The 19,231-nt window shown below is 49.3% G+C and carries 19 protein-coding genes; 16 read left to right on the forward strand and 3 right to left on the reverse strand.

Annotation, left to right across the window (positions count from 1 at the left end; translation table 11 throughout):
* Positions 1 to 48: 48 nt before the first annotated feature.
* Together LK536_RS39535 and LK536_RS39540 are read right to left on the reverse strand one after the other, a co-directional pair.
* Complete coding sequence (locus LK536_RS39535; protein ID WP_506092117.1) at positions 49 to 513, reverse strand: LysR substrate-binding domain-containing protein; 465 nt, start codon at positions 511 to 513, stop codon at positions 49 to 51.
* A 153-nt stretch (positions 514 to 666) separates the two neighbouring features.
* The gene (locus LK536_RS39540; protein WP_008717414.1) at positions 667 to 1,443 is read right to left on the reverse strand and encodes an IclR family transcriptional regulator; all 777 of its coding nucleotides are present in this window, start codon (positions 1,441 to 1,443) and stop codon (positions 667 to 669) included.
* A gap of 232 nt (positions 1,444 to 1,675) precedes the next feature.
* Here LK536_RS39540 and LK536_RS39545 point away from each other — a divergent pair, with 232 nt between their 5' ends.
* The 16 genes from LK536_RS39545 (at position 1,676) to LK536_RS39620 (ending at position 17,277) form a co-directional block, all read left to right on the forward strand.
* On the forward strand, positions 1,676 to 1,888 hold the full coding sequence (locus LK536_RS39545) for a 4Fe-4S binding protein (protein WP_008717410.1): 213 nt from the start codon (positions 1,676 to 1,678) through the stop codon (positions 1,886 to 1,888).
* Positions 1,889 to 1,908: 20 nt separating this feature from the next.
* Positions 1,909 to 2,994: a 3-methyl-2-oxobutanoate dehydrogenase subunit VorB gene (gene vorB, locus LK536_RS39550; protein WP_008717408.1), complete on the forward strand. Its 1,086-nt coding sequence runs from the start codon at positions 1,909 to 1,911 to the stop codon at positions 2,992 to 2,994.
* A gap of 1 nt (position 2,995) precedes the next feature.
* A complete protein-coding gene (locus LK536_RS39555) occupies positions 2,996 to 3,754 on the forward strand; it encodes a thiamine pyrophosphate-dependent enzyme (protein ID WP_025486727.1) in 759 nt (252 codons plus the stop codon).
* A complete protein-coding gene (locus LK536_RS39560; protein ID WP_025486728.1) occupies positions 3,747 to 4,286 on the forward strand; it encodes a 2-oxoacid:ferredoxin oxidoreductase subunit gamma family protein in 540 nt (179 codons plus the stop codon). The genes LK536_RS39555 and LK536_RS39560 overlap by 8 nt, the downstream gene beginning before the upstream one ends.
* 37 nt (positions 4,287 to 4,323) lie before the next feature.
* Positions 4,324 to 6,405, forward strand: coding sequence for an acetate--CoA ligase family protein (locus LK536_RS39565; RefSeq protein WP_227795432.1), 2,082 nt, complete (start codon positions 4,324 to 4,326; stop codon positions 6,403 to 6,405).
* A complete protein-coding gene (locus LK536_RS39570; RefSeq protein WP_506092118.1) occupies positions 6,395 to 6,559 on the forward strand; it encodes a hypothetical protein in 165 nt (54 codons plus the stop codon). Before LK536_RS39565 ends, LK536_RS39570 begins: the two co-directional genes overlap by 11 nt.
* A gap of 122 nt (positions 6,560 to 6,681) precedes the next feature.
* Positions 6,682 to 7,068: a RidA family protein gene (locus LK536_RS39575; RefSeq protein WP_008717398.1), complete on the forward strand. Its 387-nt coding sequence runs from the start codon at positions 6,682 to 6,684 to the stop codon at positions 7,066 to 7,068.
* 2 nt (positions 7,069 to 7,070) lie between these two features.
* Positions 7,071 to 8,588 carry a BCCT family transporter gene (locus LK536_RS39580; RefSeq protein WP_008717396.1) on the forward strand — a complete coding sequence of 506 codons (1,518 nt, stop codon included), beginning with the start codon at positions 7,071 to 7,073 and terminating at the stop codon, positions 8,586 to 8,588.
* Positions 8,589 to 8,614: 26 nt separating this feature from the next.
* Positions 8,615 to 9,880 carry an aconitase X gene (locus LK536_RS39585; protein ID WP_008717394.1) on the forward strand — a complete coding sequence of 422 codons (1,266 nt, stop codon included), beginning with the start codon at positions 8,615 to 8,617 and terminating at the stop codon, positions 9,878 to 9,880.
* Positions 9,868 to 10,293: an aconitase X swivel domain-containing protein gene (locus tag LK536_RS39590; protein ID WP_025486731.1), complete on the forward strand. Its 426-nt coding sequence runs from the start codon at positions 9,868 to 9,870 to the stop codon at positions 10,291 to 10,293. The genes LK536_RS39585 and LK536_RS39590 overlap by 13 nt, the downstream gene beginning before the upstream one ends.
* 50 nt (positions 10,294 to 10,343) lie before the next feature.
* Positions 10,344 to 11,888, forward strand: coding sequence for a BCCT family transporter (locus tag LK536_RS39595; protein ID WP_008717390.1), 1,545 nt, complete (start codon positions 10,344 to 10,346; stop codon positions 11,886 to 11,888).
* 329 nt (positions 11,889 to 12,217) lie between these two features.
* On the forward strand, positions 12,218 to 12,913 hold the full coding sequence (locus LK536_RS39600) for a hypothetical protein (RefSeq protein ID WP_227795431.1): 696 nt from the start codon (positions 12,218 to 12,220) through the stop codon (positions 12,911 to 12,913).
* Positions 12,914 to 12,976: 63 nt separating this feature from the next.
* Complete coding sequence (locus LK536_RS39605; RefSeq protein ID WP_227795430.1) at positions 12,977 to 13,663, forward strand: response regulator transcription factor; 687 nt, start codon at positions 12,977 to 12,979, stop codon at positions 13,661 to 13,663.
* A gap of 8 nt (positions 13,664 to 13,671) precedes the next feature.
* Positions 13,672 to 14,709 carry a sensor histidine kinase gene (locus LK536_RS39610; RefSeq protein WP_227795429.1) on the forward strand — a complete coding sequence of 346 codons (1,038 nt, stop codon included), beginning with the start codon at positions 13,672 to 13,674 and terminating at the stop codon, positions 14,707 to 14,709.
* Positions 14,710 to 14,782: 73 nt separating this feature from the next.
* Entirely contained in the window at positions 14,783 to 15,466 is a 684-nt protein-coding gene (locus tag LK536_RS39615) for an ABC transporter ATP-binding protein (RefSeq protein WP_008717383.1), read from the forward strand.
* The gene (locus tag LK536_RS39620; RefSeq protein WP_227795428.1) at positions 15,463 to 17,277 is read left to right on the forward strand and encodes an ABC transporter permease; all 1,815 of its coding nucleotides are present in this window, start codon (positions 15,463 to 15,465) and stop codon (positions 17,275 to 17,277) included. The genes LK536_RS39615 and LK536_RS39620 overlap by 4 nt, the downstream gene beginning before the upstream one ends.
* Positions 17,278 to 17,358: 81 nt before the next feature.
* Here the strand turns inward: LK536_RS39620 and LK536_RS39625 are convergent, their stop codons facing one another.
* Positions 17,359 to 19,209 carry a DNA/RNA helicase domain-containing protein gene (locus LK536_RS39625; RefSeq protein WP_227795427.1) on the reverse strand — a complete coding sequence of 617 codons (1,851 nt, stop codon included), beginning with the start codon at positions 19,207 to 19,209 and terminating at the stop codon, positions 17,359 to 17,361.
* Positions 19,210 to 19,231: the final 22 nt, after the last annotated feature.

Raw genomic sequence — 19,231 nt, forward strand, 5'->3', positions numbered from 1 at the left:
GGGACAGTCATAGGCAGTAAGCGCAAAAGGGGCTGTCCTTCTGTCTCCTTAAATAGAAGGGAACAGGCGCTCAGATATCGGTGCATCGGAAAACCGCCCCATCAATTCATCAAGTAATTTCTCCGCAATGGGCGTAAACACCTGATACTTTTTCCAGATAACATACATAGGTGTTACCAGGCCAGGTTCCAATGGACGAAAACACAATCCGCTGTCCGCACCTGTGTGAATCAGCTTATCAAAACCCAATGCACAGCCAAGTCCCTTCCTTACCATGACAGATGCATTAAAAATCAAATCATAGGTAGCCACTATGTTCAGTTCATCCTGTTTTTCCCCAAGCCATTTGGGGAAATCCTCCGTCATCCCCTGACGGGATATGATGATTGGGATGTTAAGTAAATCGTCTGCCCGGATTGAGGCCTGCTGTGACAGCGGATCATCCCTTCGCATCAGCAGTCCCCATGAATCCACGGACGGGATTTTCAGATAATTATATTTTGATAAATCCACTAGCAATAAGTGTAAAACAGGGAACGGGACGGCGAAATGCCGACCCGTTCCCTGTTTTTTTGCCCTTATGATATTTTAACAGTGCTAACCGCCCTATCCATTCATATCAGAGTATGGAAACTCCCACAAGGCCAAAGGCAGATCAATCCTCCCTTACCGCACCGCATACCCCAAAAGGCCGGATAGCTTGCGGCTGGAAGAGAGCAGCATGCTGCTTACCTCCTGTTCTTCCTGGGGGGTGAGGGTGCTGCCGCTGATGCTGATGGCGCCGATTGGACGGTTGGAGAAGTCCATGACAACGGCGCCCACGCAGAATACATGGTATTCATTTTCCTCACGGTCAAGGGCGTATCCGCGCTGGCGGGTCAATCCGATATCCTGCAGGAACAGCTGCAGGTCTGTCAATGTATTCTCTGTCAGGGACTGGATGTTCATCTTGTCCCACTTTTCTATGATTTCCCCATTGGAATAAGCGGATAACAGGGCTTTGCCCGCGCTGGTGCTGTAGAGCGGGGAGCGGTGGCCTACGCTGGTGTAGACTGAAAATGACATGGCTTCCTTTCCGATACTCTGCAGACATAAGAGCTGGTTGTTGTCTTCCACGGAAAACTGTGCAATCCGGCCGCACCGGCTGTTCAGGTCCACCAGGGTGGACTTGATCAGGGACAGTTTGTCCAGGTTCTGTACCGCATTCAACCCCACCTCATATGTCTTTAAGGTCAGGGAAAATTCCCCGCTTTTTTCATTCTTTGCAAGATATCCATTCTGTACAAGCGTATAGACAAGGCGTGAAAGGGACGCCTTATTTACTTTGATTTCCCTGTTTAATTCTGCCAGACTCATACTGTTCACACGCCCTATGGTTTCCAGAATCTGTAATGCCCTGTCCACGGCCTGTATGGTCTCTGTTTTTACGGTTTCTTCTCCCATTATAAATCCTCCTTAGCAGTGAACAGCCGCATTTTGAGACGGTCGTTACACTATTATTTACTATTATAGGAGAAACTGGGGGCTTTTGCAAGCAAAAAAAGATTAGTGAAATTTAACCATAATAAACCTAAAATAGTACTTGAAAAATAGTATAAATAGTGATAATATGAAACTATAAAATAAAAAATGAAATAAGATATTAAAAAGTGAAACGAAATAATAGGAGGTAGAAATGGCAAAAGCAAAAGCAAGCGCAGATGTAAGTCTCTGCAAAGGATGCCGGCTCTGTGTGGGCGCCTGTCCGGTCCAGGCGATTGAACCGCTGGAGGAGATTAACAAGAAGGGCTATGAGATTATCCGGATTCATGAGGAAACCTGTATTGGCTGTGGACGTTGCTACACAATTTGTCCGGATTACGTATTTACCATCAGTACCGTAGAATAGCAGGGGAGGAAAGAAGAGACATGGGTGAAAAATTTAGGCTTATGAAAGGAAACGAAGCGATTGCGGAGGCCGCGCTTCGGGCGGGATGCCGCTTTTATGCAGGGTATCCGATTACACCGCAGAGTGAGATCCTGGAATATATGTCAGCCAATATGGCTGCCCGCGGCGGGGTATTCATTCAGGGGGAAAGCGAGATTGCAAGTATGAGCATGCTGTGGGGCGCGGCTGCCTGCGGCGAGAGGGTCATGACAAGTTCTTCCGGCCCTGGATATGACCTGAAACAGGAAGGAATCTCTTATCTGGCATCCTACAACCTTCCGGCTGTTCTTGTTGATGTCATGAGATACGGCGTCGGCGACGGCGAGATTACCGAAGGACAGGATTCCTATTGGGAGGCGGTCCGCGGAGGCGGACACGGGGATTCCAGGCAGATTGTCCTGACCCCTGCCTCGGCACAGGAGTGCGCGGACCTTACATACCTGGCCTTTGACCTGGCGGAGAAGTACCGCACGGTTGTAATCATCCTAAGCGACGGCGGAATCAGCCAGATGATTGAGAAGGTGGTGCTGCCTGAGGCAAAAGAGCACGACAAGGATAAGTTTGACTGGGCAATCAAGGGATACAAGACAAAAGATGAACCAAAGGTAAAGGTGACCAATCTGGACCGGTCCATGAATTATGAAGCGTATGACTCCATGATGCGGGATAAGTTTAAGGAGATGCATGACAATGAACAGCGCTGGGAGGAATTCATGGTGGATGATGCCGACCTGGTGCTGGTGGCATATGGAATCTCCTCCAGGGTGTGTAAATCAGCGGTCCGCCGCGCCAGGACGCAGGGCGTGAAGCTTGGCCTGATCCGCCTGATCAGCGCATGGCCTTATCCGGAAAAGGCATTTAAAAATTTACCGGACAGCGTGAAGGGACTTGTTTCCGTGGAGATGAGCCTGTCCGCACAGATGGGCCAGGATCTCTGTCTGGCTTCCAGGTTTTCCCTGCCTGTATATGCTTATCTGACATCCAAGTATGTTCCTAAGACACAGGGAATCGTGGACTATTGCAAACGGGTACTCGAAGGAAAAGAAAAGGAACTGGAGGTTTACTAATATGGCTGTGAAGTTAACAAAACCGGAAATGATTAACCAGCAGGTGGGCTGGTGCGGCGGCTGCGGACACGGTATCATTCAGAGGCTGATTGCGGAATGCTGCGAGGAATTGGGAATTGTAGAGAAAACCGTACAGGTTGTGGATATTGCCTGTGCCTACTGGTCCATCGACACCTTGAACTGCGATGGCATCGCAGGCCCCCACGGACGCTGTGCCGCTGTTGCCACAGGTATTAAGAAGGTGCGCCCGGAGGCCAATGTATATGTGCACGCAGGCGACGGATGTTCTTATGTAATCGGACTTTCAGAGACGTGTTTTGCGGCACAGAGGAATGTCCCCATCACCATGATCGTGGTGAACAACGGAATCTTCGGCATGACCGGAGGACAGATGTGCCTTGCCACCACCCTGGTGGGGGATAAGACGACCAGCAGCAAGAAGGGAAGGGATGACCGCGTTGCAGGCCAGCCATTTGACATGCTGAACATCATTAGCCAGTATCCCATTGAATACGCTGCCCGGGGCGCCCTCTACGACCCCCAGCACATCAACGAGACAAAGAAGATGATTAAAAAGGGATTCGAGAACCAGATGAACGATAAGGGATTCTCCATCATCGAGGTGCTTTCGCCCTGTCCGACCAACTGGAAGATGACTCCGGTGGAATCGATGAAGAAACTGAAGGAAGAAAATGAAAAGGTATTTCCGGTGAAGGTATACGTGGACCATACAAATAACGGGGGTGAAGCAAATGGCTGATATAATGTTTGCAGGAATTGGCGGTCAGGGTGTCCTGACAGCCGGTAAGATTTTGATACAGATTGCTGCGGAGAATGGGAAGAATGTAAGCTGGACCAGCGAGTATTCCGCTGAAATGCGCGGCGGCATCGCCCTTTGCCGCGTGGTGGTATCCGACGAGGAAATCGGCAGTCCCTATCCGGATACGCTGGATGTCCTAGTGTGCATGAACGAGGATGCGTATAATACATATATTGACCAGGCAGCGGACGGCGCCAAGATCATCATTAACAAGTCATTGTTCAGTGACAGGGAGTATCCTGCCAATGTGGAGGTGTTCGGGGTGGATGCCATGGGTATTTCCGCGGACCTTAACAATACCAGGGGCGCCAACCTGGTCATGATGGGCGCCATGATTGCGGCCACGCAGATGATGGATAAACAGCAGTTCTCCGATACGCTGAGGGATTATTTTGACCATAAGGGTATACCCAGTGAGAAGAACGTGCAGTGCTTTGAGGCAGGCTACGAGAAGGCAGGGAAAATCGGCTGATCTGTAGTGGAAATGGAACAGGAGGAAGGGTTTCGGCATGAATCTTAATCAATTATTAAAACCAAGAACCATTGCGATTGTGGGCGCAAGCGAGAAGGCCGGATTCGGCGGTGATACCACCAGGAACTATCTTAAATTCTCCAAAAACCTGGATCAGCTTTACCTTGTGAATCCTGGAAGGGATACCATATTCGGCCGCCGCGCCTATCATTCCCTTTCGGAGATAGAGGGGGATGTGGACCTGGTTATTTTGTGTACCCCGCAGAAGACAATCATCCCGCTGCTGGAGGAAGCAGCGGGGAAAAACTGCGGCGGCGCGGTTGTATTTGCCAGCGGCTACGGCGAAGTGGGGCCGGAGGGCAGGGAGCGTCAGCGGGAGCTGGTGGAAGCAGCCGACCGCCTGGGCATTGCCGTCATGGGGCCCAACTGCGCGGGCTTCGCCAATTTCGTGGACGGGATCTTTGCATTTGCCTTCCTGGTGGAGGAGCGTGAGCGCGGGGGCAATATCGGTATGATTTCCCAGAGCGGCCAGATTGTGTTAGGCGGTCTGGACAGTCCCAACATGGGCTTCAGCCATGTGATTTCCTCCGGCAATTCATGTAATGTGAAGGTGGAGGATTATCTGGATTTCCTGGTGGATGATGAGGACACCAAGGTGGTGGCGGCCTATATGGAAGGCGTTACAAAGCCTGAGAAGCTGGTTGCCGCCTTCCAGAAGGCTGCCCTTAAAAAGAAGCCGGTGGTAGTCTTAAAGACCGGACGTTCCAGCAAGTCGCAGGAGCTGGCCAAGTCCCACACAGGTTCCCTGTCCGGGGCGGACAAGGTGCTGCGTGCCGTGTTTAAACGGTATGGCGTTGTGGAGGCAGGCGATCTGGAGGAGCTTATGAGCCTTGCGGCGGCATTCTCATGGCTGGAAGAACTGCCCAAGGGGGAACGCTGCGTGTTCATGAACGTGTCCGGCGGCGAGGCGGGCGTCATGGCCGACCTGTCGGAAGAGTACGGCATCCGTCTGGCGGAAATGCAGCAGGAGACAAAGGCGTATCTGAAGACGCTGGTTCCGGACTATGGCTCCGTGAACAATCCCTTTGATATGACGGCCGGCATCGGCTACAATACGCCTGTGATGGTGCAGGCCATGGAAGCAATCTCTAAGGATCCGGGCGTGGATGCCATCGTGGTGGCCTATACGATTACCCCTGAAATCTGGGATGACACCATCTCCCATATGGTTGAGGCGGTGTCCATTGCGCGCCGGGATAAGACGTTAAAACCAGTGTTCTGGATTCCGTTCATCGAACACACCAGGCACCAGGAAAGCGCGGATATCCTGAAGGCCGCGGGCACGCCCCTGCTTCCCACCGGACGCTATGGCTGCACCGCGCTTAAAAAGATACTGGATTTTGCCGTCCGCACATTCGAACCAATGGAACCGGCGGTTCCTGAGAGGAAGCATGAATGTTCCCACAGCCTGAGCGAGTTCGAGAGCCTGAACTATCTGAGCAGCCACGGCGTCCCGGTTCCGCCCCAGGCAGTTGCCGCAACAGCGGACGCAGCGGTGGAGGAAGCAGGGAAACTGGGCTATCCCCTGTCTGTAAAGATCCATTCCAGGGACATCCAGCACAAGTCGGACGTAGGCGGGGTGAAGCTGAACATCAGGGACGAGGCAGAACTGCGCGCCGCATTTGCAGCCGTCATGGACAACTGCGCGAAAAATGCCCCGGACGCAAGGCTGGAGGGCGTCCTCCTGAAACCCATGCTTAAATACGGCACGGAAATGATCATCGGCGTGAACAATGACAGGGATTTCGGGCCTATGATCATGGTAGGGATGGGCGGCGTGTTTGTGGAACTGTTTAAGGATGTGGCTCTGGCCCCGGCGCCTCTTACCGGAAAACAGGCCAGGAATATGATAGAAAGCCTTGCCTCCTATCCGCTGTTAAATGGCTACCGCGGCGGAGCGGTCTGCGATAAGGAGGCCCTTGTAAACCTCCTTGTAAAAATCAGCGAAATGGCGGCAGAAGGCAAGGACAAGGTAAAAGAGCTGGACATCAACCCTGTATTCATCACGGAGGACGGGGCAGCCATCGCAGATGCATTGTTAGTTATGTATGATGACTGAAGATGAAGGGAAAAGGCAGGGAAACGGCAGGGAAAAGGCAGGGAAAAGGCAGGGAAAAGGCAGGGGAAAACCTGCCTGCCCCGCTGGTTTATGCCCCCCTGGATATTGTCACGAAAAACCATATATTCATTTGGTAATAATGACGAACACATAAATGATTTGAAACTAATTATTGACAAAATGCACACATGGTCGTATTATATGATATATAATAACAAAAAGTGAAACAATAAAATAAAATATGAAACAAAATAAAAAGAATGCGAGGTAAAAGGTATGAAGATGAAACTGGAAGAACTTGTGAGTCCGGAAGCATCACCGGCACTGGGGCCGTATTGCCATGGCCGCAAGTATGGGGACATGATCATCACATCCGGCCAGATTCCGCTTACAAAGGATGGCGAGTATGTATTTGAAATCAAACAGGCCACTACCCTGGTCCTGAATAATCTGTTAAGCATTGTAAAAGCGGGCGGCGGATGCAGGGAGAGCATTGCCAGGGTGGACGTGTATATCAAGGACTTAAATGATTTCGGCCTGATTAACGAAGCGTACAAGGAGTTTTTCGGTGAGCACAAGCCCACGCGTGTCTGCGTGCAGGTGGCGGCGCTTCCGGGGGATGTTCCGCTTGAGGCGTCCATGATTGCTTTTGCAGGGGAATAGGGATGGATAAAAAGCAGGAATGGGGAGTCAGCCTGATTACCGCAGGGGTTGGGGTGTTTTCTGTTTTTACCTTTGTTTTCTTTTTGGCGAAGTATCCCGCTCAGATGCTCTCGGGAGTGAATGACGCATTCCTGGGAGCGACGAAGATTTTTTCCGTACCATTGATGTTATTTACCTTTGTGACAACGGTACTGGCCTTTTATCTTGCCTTTGGTAAATATGGCAGCATCCGCCTTGGCGATGGGGAACCGGAGTATTCCAATTTCAGCTATATTACCATGATGGCGCTGGCAGCGCTGGCTTCGGCCGCTGTGTACTGGTCCTTTACGGAATGGGCGGCCTATTACGAAGCGCCGGGCATCCATCTGGAGCCATTTTCGGTTGAAGCATTGGAGGCGTCCCTGGGATATTCCTTTTTCCACTGGGGATTTGCCACACAGGGACCATACGTGCTGGCCGGTGTCGCGGTTGCGTACGCGGTCTACAACAAAAAAGTTTCTTTCATAAAAATAAGCACTGTCTGCGAATGCATGATGGGGGATTTCAAATATAAGAAGATCATAGGGAAACTGATTGATATTTCCGTCGTGTTCTGCATCATCGGCGCGGCCGGGTGTACGCTGGGACTGGCAGTACCCCTGGAGACAGGAGCGTTAAAGCAGGTATTTGGGGTTGAGACAACATTTGCAGTCCAGGTGGGAGTGGTGCTGGCAATCGCGGCAATCTTTACATTCACATCCTTCCTGGGAATGGAGAAGGGCAAGAAGACCATCAGTAACCTGGCGGCCGGACTGTGTATTTTATTTTTACTTTACATATTGTTTGCAGGTCCCACCAATTTCATCCTTAAGAATTTCATCAGCAGCCTTGGATGGATGGGGGATAAGTACCTGCGGATGAGCTTTTTCACGGATCCCATTGAAAATTCGGGTTTTCCGGAACAGTGGACCCTGTTCTTCCAGGCATTCTGTCTTACCTATACAGGGTTGATGGGGATTTTCATTGCCAAGGTTTCAAAGGGCAGGACCATAAAGGAAGTTTCGCTCTGCTGCCTTTTGGGAATCAGCATCAGCGTGTGGGTCTTATTTGCCATAGACGGAGGATATTCCATTTATGCCCAGACCCAGGGAATTGTAAGTGTAACAGATATCCTGTCCAAAGGAGGAGGACAGGACCTGGTATATGGCGTGATTGAAACGCTGCCGGGAGGAAAGAAGGGACTGCCGTTTGTCATGCTGGTGATGATTGCCGGATTTGTGGCATCCAGCCTGGATTCCGCCTCCTTTTCACTGGCCCAGACCGTCACATCCAAACTGGACCGAAGCGGGAACGTAAGCACAGGTTTAAGGGTGGCATGCTGCCTGGTATTGACATTGGTACCCTTATCCGTGATGTTTGTGAAAGCGGATTTCTCGGCGTTAAAAAGCCTGGCTATCCTGGTTTCCATCCCGTTTATGTTTGTAATGATATTTATGGAGATCGTACTTTTTAAGTGGCTGCGTGAGGATGGAAAAAAATGAACTTATTAGTAGGAAAGGAGTAATTTATGAAACTGACTGATTACGAGAAGGAGATGCTGAACGGTGACCATGGGGAAGTCCGGCAGCAGGCAATGCAGGTTCTTTACGACCTGGCCGCATTCCATGATGTAGACAGATTTGTTGAGATTGTGGGATGCCATGATGACAGCACCGTATATGCGGGGGAGGCACAGGTTGCATTTGCGGAAATGCTGGCTGAAAAGGGGGCCAGGTTCGCGGTTCCCACAACCACCAATGCCACGGCCTGTGATATGTTAAAATGGCACCGCCAGAAACATGATGTGGAGGTAATGAGCGCAACCCGCCGTATCGAGGCGTCGCATATAAAAATGGGGGCCATCCCCACCTGGTCCTGCGCGCCCTATCAGGCCGGATTCCAGCCATCCTTCGGACAGCAGCTGGCCTGCGCGGAGTCCAATGTAATCTGTTATTATAACTCCATCATCGGCGCCAGGACCAACCGCTATGCAGGTCCCTTAGAGCTGCTGTGCGGCATTGCGGGCAGGGTTCCTTACTTTGGGCTGCATGTGCCGGAGAACCGTTACGCACAGGGCCTTGTAAAGTTAGGGGATGATATCAGGCTGGAATACTTTGAGGATGAGTCCATGTATCCGCTGGTGTCCTATGCGTTCGGTTCCATTGTCGGGGACCGGATCTGGGCGCTGGAAGGCATGCCCACCAATATCACCAATGACAATCTGAAACAATGCAGCGCTACGGCTGCTTCATCAGGCGGAATCGCGCTGTTCCATATGATTGGGGTAACACCGGAGGCACAGACGCGGGAGATGGCATTCGGCGGAAAGAAACCGGAGGAAGTGGTGGAAATCCACATCAAGGACCTGGAGGAGGCAGAGCGCCAGCTCACCAACTATGAAGTGGACGGGGATATCGATATCGTGCTGCTGGGATGTCCGCATTTCTCCTATGATGAATGCGCTAAACTGGAATTCCTGATGAACGGCAGGAAGGTAAGCGATTCCACGGAGTTATGGATCATCGTGGGAAGGGCCACCGTGGACCGCTTAAAGGACAGCGGACTGTATGAAAGGCTTACTGCACTGGGAATCCAGATTTACAGCGACGGCTGCATACTGGAATACCGCTCACAGAAGCTGGGAACAAAAACCATCATGTCCAATTCCGGAAAGTTTGATACATATTGCTTCAGTATGAGAGGAATCCAGCCGGTATTTGGAAATATGTGGGAGTGCGTGGAGACCGCGGTTGCAGGGAAGATTGTGAAAGGAGCAAGACCATGGAAAAAGTGAGCATAAAGTGTAAGGTGGCAGTGTCCGGCAATGTGAGGGCAAAATTACTGTATTCAAAAGATTCATTCTGCTTCTGGGGCGGGGCAGACCCACAGAGCGGGCTGATCCGTGACAATCGAAGCGACTGCTATGAGAAGAACATGGCGGGCCAGGTGTTTGCATTTCCATTTGGAAAAGGAAGCAGCGGGGCAGGGCTGGTCATTCTGGAACAGGTGCGTCTGGACTGTGCCCCGGCGGCAATCATTAACCTGAGAAGCGATCCGGTCATCCTGACGGGGCCGTTAATCGCGAAACATTTTTATAATAAAAGCATCCCTGTTGTCAACCTGTCGGAAGAGGACTATGAAAAGCTGGAAGGGGCTAAGGAAATAGAATTCTTTGAAGATAAGGATTACATTGACGTGTATTATTAATGTTACCGGCTTAATGTTACCGGCAAGGTTAAGTTTCTAAGGGGGAAATAATGAACGATAAAAACAAATTAAATAAACTGGCCTTTTGGCCTGCAATCGTCTGTCTTGGGATTTTTATTGCATTCGGGATTTTTAAACAGGAGGCAATGGGAAATATCCTCAATACAATTTTATATGGCATGGCTGACAGGGTTGGCTGGTTTTTTGAACTGATTGCAATCCTAATCATAATCCTGACATTTGTCCTGGCGTTATCTAAGTTCGGCAACATCAAGATTGGCGGCCCGGACGCCACGCCGGATTTCAAGACCTGGAACTGGATTACCATGTCCCTGTGCGGAGGAATCGGTACAGGACTCTTATTCTGGGCAATGGGGGAACCGATATTCCATTTCATGACGCCGCCGGTTGCGGCTGGGGTGGAAGCAGGGTCCAGGGAGGCTGCCATATTTGCAATATCCCAGACCATGTGGCAGTGGTCCGTGCCTCAGTACTGCATGTACACCATATGCGCCGTGGCGTTCGCGCTCCTCACATTCAACATGAAGAAGCCGCTGGCCTTTGGCCCGGTGCTGACAACGAGTATTGGGAAAAAGGGTAAAAAGTTTGAAACGCTGGTGCATGCAATTGTTATTTTCTCCCTCTGCGGCGCAGTGGCCTGTTCCATGGGCGTGGGCCTGATGCAGATTGGCGCGGGAATCGAGTCCATCACAGGGCTGCCTCAGTCCAAAATTGTGTGGCTTGTGGTTGCGGTTATCATTGTGGCCCTGTTTACGGCCTCCTGTGTGTCCGGCATTGGAAACGGGCTGAAGAAGCTTTCATCCTTCACCACCATCGTTTTCATAGCCATACTGGTATATGTGCTGATTTTAGGTCCCACCACCTTCTGTGCGAAGCTGGGAACCGAATCCTTTGCTTACCTTCTGGACCATCCCTTTGAAAAGACAGCCATCCTCAATTCCATGGCGCCCGGGGATAACTGGTATGCGGACTGGATCATACAGTATTGGGCTTCCTTCGTGGTGTATGCGCCAATCCTGGGAATGTTTTTAAGCCGCCTGGCAAAGGGAAGGACGGTCCGTCAGTTCATCCTTGTAAACGTCCTGGCTCCGTCCATGTTCTGTATTGTCTGGATTGCCGTGTTTGGCGGACTGACCGTACAGCTGCAGACAACCGGAACCTTTGACATCTGGAACGGCGTGAATACGGCAGGCATGCAGTCCACGATCTTTTACATACTGAATACATTCCCGCTGGGAAAGGTTCTGATTGTACTGTTCGTGGTATCCATCTTCACCTCGTTCTCCACCATGGCGGACCCGGTGGCAGCGGCCCTGGCCACCATCAGCATCCACGGACTGAGTGTGGATGATGAGGCACCCAATAAGATTAAGATTGTCATGGGCGTCATCATGGGCGTGATTGCTTACCTTCTGGTTGCTTCCGGCGGCGTGAACTCCGTCAAGGGAATGTGGAATATTGTAGGGTTCCCTATCTCCGTATTGCTGATACTGGTGGTGGTATCCGTGTTCAGGAATGCGGCTAAATGTGAAGCAAAGGATGACAATATTGTCATTGAGGATGACCCGGAATAAATGATTGCGGCAATCCGTGCCGGATAAGATATGTAGTGGTATATAAATAGGATTTACACAAAAGGACACTCATCAGGGTGTCCTTTTGTGGTATGGATGGATTCACGAAACGGTTGTGGGAACCGGGCCGGCATGTTATAATTTCATACACGGTCTATACGTGGTTATATAGGGATTATCAGGCAGGAAGGATTAAGGACATGCTTATTACAATACAACAGGTGAAATCAAATTTTGAGAATTTATTTGAGGTGTCATCCTCCGGGCAGGTATTATTCCGTGCAAAGGCCCCATGGATGGATGTTTCCTTACCCTTTAGCGCGGAACATATGCGGGAGATTATTTTTACGGATGCCTCAGGGGAGAAACTTTATACAACGCATTATAAATTGATTTCCAATATGATTGAAGAAGCCATTCCTTTTAAATATCTGATAACAAAAGAACAGCGTTTTGGACAGTTTGAAATCGTTGGCAGGGATGGTAACGAGGGAAGCTTTTATATCATGCAGAATGGCGTGTGTGACAATAAATTCTGTATTGAACATAAGGGAAGGGTATGCCTGGGATACAGCATTGATAAGGGGAAAAATAATTATGTATCAATTTATGAAAATGATACGCAGATAGCACAGATTACAAAGCCGCTTACCGTTATCGACAACCTGGATGTCTATTATCTTCATATAAAAGATGGGTATGCATCGATGGTTCCTGTCCTGTGCTTTTTTACGGTTTATTATGATTACAGGAAATATAATAATAGTGGAAGGCTGACCAGGAATTCCGTGGAGATTTCCATAAGCTATACCTATGGCAGGAATAATGACAAATACAATCCCAACTGGATTGCCCAGGAATTCGGCCAAGGGGCTGCAGATGAATTGGAACAGATGTTGGGGAACCTGGCAGAACAGGGGTCGGCACAGGCTAGGCGGATAGTGAAAATAGTCGGGATGATTTTTCTGGTGCTTATCCTGCTGGCAGTTGTCCTGTTTTTTGTTTTAAGGAGTATTCCTGGTTAAAACAGATGTCCGGGATTGAAGAATCGGAGGTTTTTGGACAGGGATGGCAAAAGGAGGATGGACATGAGCAGGATCTTACTTCTGGAAGATGATTTGAGCCTGATAAACGGCCTGGCATTTGCGTTCAGAAAGCAAGGCTATGAAACTGACATTGCAAGAACACTGGATGAGGCGGAAAAAATATGGTCTGACGGGAAATACGACCTGCTGATCCTGGATGTGTCTTTGCCGGATGGCTCCGGCTTTGATTTTTGTAAGATGGTACGTCTGGTTTCCAAAGTCCCGGTTATCTTCCTAACCGCTTCTGACGAGGAAACAAGCATTATCATGGGACTGGACATGGGTGGCGATGACTATATCACAAAACCGTTTAAGCTGGGTGTCCTGGTTTCAAGAATCAATGCGTTGCTGCGCCGGGTAAAGGATTTTGGCACAGAAGGAACAGAACTCCAATCCAACGGGATACGGGTACTGCTGTTACAGGGGCAGGTATATAAAAACGGTAAGCTTCTGGAATTGACTGCGGCAGAGTACAAACTGCTGTGTCTGTTCATGCAAAATCCCAATATGGTGTTATCGAAAGAAAAGATATTAGATAAGCTGTGGGACTGCGAGGGCAGCTATATAGACAATAATACGCTCACTGTTTACATCCGCCGGCTGCGCATGAAGGTAGAGGACAATCCCGGGGAGCCGCAGATGATCCTTACTGTCCGGCGGATGGGCTACAAATGGAATGTTGTACGTTGAGGGATGCCATGAAGCTATTTGTGAATGAAGAAAATAAACGGTTTATCGGCGCTGTCATTGCCGTCCTGCTCCTGTTTGCTGCATCCGGGGAAGCCTTACTATGGGTATACTGCAAAGAGCTGTCCATGGCATTTTTTATCCTGTTCCTGCTTCTGGCGGCCTGTGTGCTGACAATATATGTCCGGTACTTAATCCGCCAGGACAGGATCATGGAACATGCGGTCCATCAGATGGAAGCTTTTCTTGATGGCCATGCGGAGGCCCGTATCGATTGTAACCATGAGGGGGAATTATACCGCCTGTTCCATGAAATCAATACAATGGCAGCGGTATTAAACGCCCATGCTGTCAATGGGATGAAGGACAAAGCGTTTTTGAAGGACACCATATCCGATATCTCCCATCAGCTCAAGACCCCTCTGGCGGCATTGAATGTCTATAACGGGCTTCTGCAAAATGAAGCAGGAGACCTGCCGGAAATTAAAGCGTTCGCAGAACTGTCCGAGCAGGAGCTTGACCGGATTGAGACACTGGTACAAAATCTGCTTAAAATCACACGTCTGGACGCAGGGACGCTGGAAATGGAAAAGACGCCCCAGGATATTTCTGATATGATGAAGGACATAGGGCTTCATTTTTCCTATCGTGCCAGTCTGGAACACAAAAGACTTATTCTCTCCGGAAAGGGACCCATCATGTTTCCCTGCGACCGGGATTGGCTGATGGAAGCAATCAGCAATATTGTCAAAAACGCCTTTGACCACACGAAAGAGGGGGATTCCATCCGGATTGGATGGGAACAGTCCGCGCCCATCATTCAGATCAAAGTGGAAGATACAGGCTGTGGCATCCATCCGGAGGATTTACACCACATTTTCAAACGGTTTTACCGGAGCCGTTTCTCACAGGATACCCAGGGCATTGGCCTGGGCCTTCCTTTGGCAAAGGCAATCATCGAAGCACATGACGGCACCATTGAAGTTGAAAGCGGGCTGGAGGAGGGCACGGTGTTCCGTATCAGCTTCCTGATTCCTACAAAATTGTAGCATTACAGTAATATCACAGTAAGGCGGCGGTGGTAATCTTTGGGTATCAGTTAAAGGAAGAGGTGTTCATGACATGAATCTGTTAGAGGTTCAATCACTATCTAAAACCTATGGTACTGGGGATATTGCTGTTCACGCCTTAAAAGCTGCCAGCTTTTCCGTACCGAAGGGAGAGTTTGTTGCGGTTGTGGGGGAATCCGGCTCCGGGAAAAGCACGCTGTTGAATCTGCTGGGGGCATTGGACACACCCACTTCCGGCAAGGTCTGCATTGACGGCAAAGATATTTTCTCCATGCAGGACCGGGAGCTTACGGTGTTCCGGCGCAGGAACATCGGTTTTATTTTCCAGTCGTTCAATCTGATCCCGGAACTGACGGTTGAGCAGAACATCATTTTCCCGGTCCTGCTGGACTACCAGAAGCCCAACAAAAAATATCTGGAAGAGCTTTTGACGGTCCTGAACCTGAAGGAGCGGCGGAATCATCTTCCCAGCCAGCTATCCGGCGGCCAGCAGCAGCGTGTGGCGATTGGGCGTGCACTGATTACCCGCCCCTCCTTGATCCTGGCAGATGAGCCGACCGGAAATTTGGATACGCAGAATACCGGTGAAGTAATCTCACTGTTAAAAGAGGCATCCAAAAAATACGAGCAGACCATCATGATGATTACCCATAGCCGCAGTATCGCCCGGACCGCAGACCGGATATTGCAGGTGTCGGACGGAGTGCTGACCGATTTTGGGAGGTGCCGGGAATGAAGAGCTATTTAAGTTTAATCCCAATCTCTGCAAAGGTACACCGAAGGCAGAACCGGATGACGCTGCTTTGTATCATTTTTGCTGTATTCATGGTAACTTCCGTGTTCAGCATGGCGGAAATGGGGGCAAGGATGGAACAGGCAAGGCTTGCGGATAAACATGACGGATTTTCCATATCTGTCCTGTTTAACAGCGCCATGGGACAAACGCTCATGCTAAGCGCCGGAATCCTGTTCCTGCTGATTTTATCCGCAGGCGTATTGATGATTTCCAGCAGTATCAATAGCAGCGTGGCGCAGAGGACAAAATTCTTTGGAATGATGCGCTGTATTGGAATGAGCAGGAAACAGATTATCCGGTTCGTGCATCTGGAAGCGTTAAACTGGTGTAAAACAGCAGTCCCCATAGGACTTGCCCTTGGTGTTTCGGCAACCTGGATCCTGTGCGGTGTGTTGCGGTATGCTGTCGGAGAAGAATTCTCCGGTATCCCGCTTTTCGGTATCAGTGTAACTGGAATCGTCAGCGGCATCGTGATGGGAGTTGTCACGGTGCTGCTGGCGGCAAGGTCCCCGGCACGGCAGGCTGCAAAAGTATCTCCTGTCACGGCTGTCTCTGGAAACCCGGATAATGGGAAAATGAAGAATCATCCGGTCCATACCGGCTTTATCAAAATAGAAACAGCACTTGGTATCCACCATGCTGTTTCTGCAAAGAAAAACCTGTTTTTAATGACAGGTTCCTTTGCCCTTAGTATTATCCTGTTTTTAAGCTTCACGGTATTGATTGAATTTGTCAATCATCTCATGCCCCAATCGGCAGCCGCTTCAGATATTGATATTACAAGCAGTGACGGCTTGGATTCCATTGACAGCAGACTGGCGGAAACGCTTCGGGGAATGAGCGGTGTAAAACAGGTGTATGGACGCCGCAGCAGTTTTGATATTCCGGCAGAGGGGAAGGGAGGAACATTGGTTTCCGGTACGGTTGACCTTGTTTCCTTCGACGGTTTTGATCTGGATTGTCTGAAAAAGGATGGCGCTCTCCGCCGTGGCAGCAATCTTTCTAAAATCTATGGGAACAGCAGCTATGCGGTTGCAACATGGGATAAAGACAGCCCATGGGGAATTGGTGATAGAATCCTTGTGGGGGAGGAAGAAATTGAGATTGCCGGTTTACTGAAATATGACCCATTCAGCAGTAATGGCCTTACAGATGGAAAAATCACACTGATTACTTCCGGCGAGACCTTTACCCGTATGACCGGGATATCCGGATACTCACTCATTATGATACAGACAGCTTCCCATGCAACGGACGAAGATGTGTCTGCGCTCCGCAGTGCAGCGGTGGGGAGCGGCTGCCGGTTCAGTGATAAGCGGGACCAGCGCACATCGGGCACGTATCTTGCGTTTGTGTTCTGTATCGGTTGCTTTTTAGGAATAATTACATTGGTTACGCTGTTAAATATCGCGAATAGCATTTCAATGAGTGTGGCGGCCAAAACCAAACAATACGGCGCTATGCGGGCAGTGGGAATGGACGGACACCAGATCACGAAAATGATTTTTGCGGAGGCATTGACCTATGCCTTTTGGGGCGGCGGGATTGGCTGTGCAATTGGTCTGCCGTTCAGCAGGATGCTATATGGCTTTCTTATTTCCGCCCACTTTCCCTATGCGGTATGGAGTTTGCCGTGGCAATCACTGGCGGTCATCCTCCTATTTGTTGCTTTTGCAGCGTCGGCGGCTGTTTATGCCCCGGCTAAAAGAATACGGGACATGACTGTGACTGAAACAATTAACGAACTATAATTACATCCGGCTTTTGGCAAGGCGGCCTTGGGATGATAGAGGCCGCCTCCTGAGAATCGGATAACCTGGGTCAGACATGCTCTAGGCATTGCCGGGCAAAACTACTTCTTCAAAATGCTTTTTCGTATCCTGGTCCTTGAACCAGATATATATCCCTTTTTTCGCCCGTGTCAGAAGAACCCGGTAAATGTTTTTCATAAGATAGTCATAGTTTACCGAATGGTTCCTGATGGTGGACCTGAGCTGTGAATCGAATCTTGTCACCTTATCTAAGTTAACAATCCATTTGTTTTGAGTGCAGTCCCATCTCAGGTCATCCCACCAGATTAAGGCAATATAGTCATATCCCAGGCCTTGTGCAGTGTAGATACATCCTACTTTGTCAATGGAGTCCGTGTACCAGCGGAACTGTTCTTCGGCGGTGTATGGATTCCATTGTTTCTGAAACGTATAATCACCTTCAGTAATACTGATATCCACGGCATTACTATCATTACGGCTCTTCCATTCCCAACAATAGGATGCATAATATTTTATGCTGTTTTCGCTCTGGTGCCGTTCGCTTACCGCGGTTTCCATATCCTTTAGTGTTTCACAGACCTGAATCTGCAGCCCGTTATCTTTAGGACATGATATTGCTTCCCCGCCATATATAAGCCGGTCAATATGATCGACATAGCCACCAAAGCCAGCTCTCTTTTGGAGCTTTAAACCAAAGATTTGGACCGTAAAGCCATTTTCTTTTGCAAACCTTCTGTAGTTGTCCAGCGTTCCTATTTCATTTCCAAGCACCCGCTGGTTATCATCCTGTAACACAACAACAATGTTTGCCTGATTCAGTATATGGCCGGTCCCGCCTTTTTTCCGGTCGAAATCCGTTACCCTATGTGCTTCATCCACAACCAGTAATTCAAAGCTGCCTTTAAGGTTGTTTAGAAATACCGTTTGCAGGCCTCCGCCTATGCCATCCAGGACAGCCTTTATTGTCCTGCTCCGGGGTAATGTATAGGCACATTTATATTCTGTATTTAGCCGCCTTTCACGGACAGCCTGACAATAATCACTGATCAGTTTAAAGCCTACAATTGTTTTTCCCGTTCCTGCTGCACCCGTTACAATAAACATCTGCTTTCTGTCCAATGTGCCGGCAAGCAGCCTGTCAATTGACATATTGACACATTCCATGCAATTAATCTGATCCTCAATCAAGCGAATGCTTTCCGGCCTGTTTGTAATGTCCTTGAAAACCTCCATGTCCAGATCCGTTATCCTGTAGTTGTCCTCAAAAAGAACGCTTACTGCCTCAGAACAATCCTTTTCTTCATCAGAGAATAAGTGCTTTAAAAACTCATGGAATCTGCCTTCTTCTCCCATGCAGAACATCTTATCCTGATCATGGCGGTATTTCCCAAAATCACCTTCAAATAGTTCCTCCTTGTACGTTGCATCAAAGTTAAAAAGATACTGACAAGCCGTTACTGAAAGATTGCCATCGAGAACACTGCCATGATTACGGTTCATATATTTTATATATTCATTGGTTTGGCAGATCGGGTGGATGGAAGGATATCCCTGACCATCGTTTTGTACATGTATTACAGTGAATCCCCTGTCTTTTATTGCGATTTTTTCTTTACTCCATTGCTTTATTTCCACAATAACCGCCAACGGTGTATGTTCCGCCGCCGAATAACCGAGCAGCATCGCATCAATCCGGCCGCCTGTAGGAAGCTTGTATTCGGCAGCCAGCATAAGGTTACCCAATCCGGCATCGTTTACAACCTTAATAAGCTTAGGCAGCGACTGCTTCCATGATCTGTACTCGCTATCACTGCGATCAACAGGTACCTTTTCATGTACATCCGCCCATAGCTTATCTGCCAGCTCTTCACCAGTTAATTTAATTACCTCAGATATTTTGACAGCTTCCATTGTTCTCTCCAAAATGATTTAA

The sequence above is a fragment of the Clostridium pacaense genome, from assembly GCF_020709765.2.
GTDB classification, from domain to species: domain Bacteria; phylum Bacillota; class Clostridia; order Lachnospirales; family Lachnospiraceae; genus Enterocloster; species Enterocloster hominis.